The sequence below is a fragment of the Dietzia sp. UCD-THP genome (assembly GCF_000349585.1).
Taxonomy (GTDB): domain Bacteria; phylum Actinomycetota; class Actinomycetes; order Mycobacteriales; family Mycobacteriaceae; genus Dietzia; species Dietzia natronolimnaea_A.
Map to the genome: position 1 here is coordinate 1 of NZ_AOSR01000142.1, position 470 is coordinate 470.

At 62.1% G+C, this 470-nt stretch carries 1 protein-coding gene; it reads right to left on the reverse strand.

All coding sequences use genetic code 11. The annotated features are described in order from the left end of the window. Positions 1 to 119: 119 nt before the first annotated feature. On the reverse strand, positions 120 to 470 hold a 351-nt coding region (locus H483_RS40055), incomplete at its 5' end, for a hypothetical protein (RefSeq protein WP_017836501.1).

Sequence of the window (470 nt, forward strand, 5' to 3'; positions counted from 1 at the left end):
ACCCACTTCAACACGGCGAGCTGGGTGGGGTTGATGGGATCCGAGTGCGCCACGCTCTCAGTGTCTGACCTCGCGGACTACCGGACGCTGAATTGAGTCAACTCGCGCGGACCATTGGTTTACTGGGCCCAGCGTGAGGCGGTGTGCGCAGCTAGCGTCTCGGCCAGCTCTGCGGGCTGCTCGTTTTCAATCCACTGCCGCGGGGACTGATCATCCAAGTCAGGGTGAGGTGCGCATATCCAGAGCAGCGCGGTCCACGCATCAGCGCTCGTGACCAACTCCCTCCACAGACATAAGAATTCGGGACGTACCTGACTGTTCGTGAGCTGCCATGTCGGGCACAACCACGCACCGTCTTCCAGCTGGGCGCCCAGCACTTCCCCAGACTCAAGCCTGCGCACGGTCTCGGTCAGGGAGATGCCCAAGACCCCGGCTATCGAATCGGGGGTGTAGAACGGCCCGATCTTCGA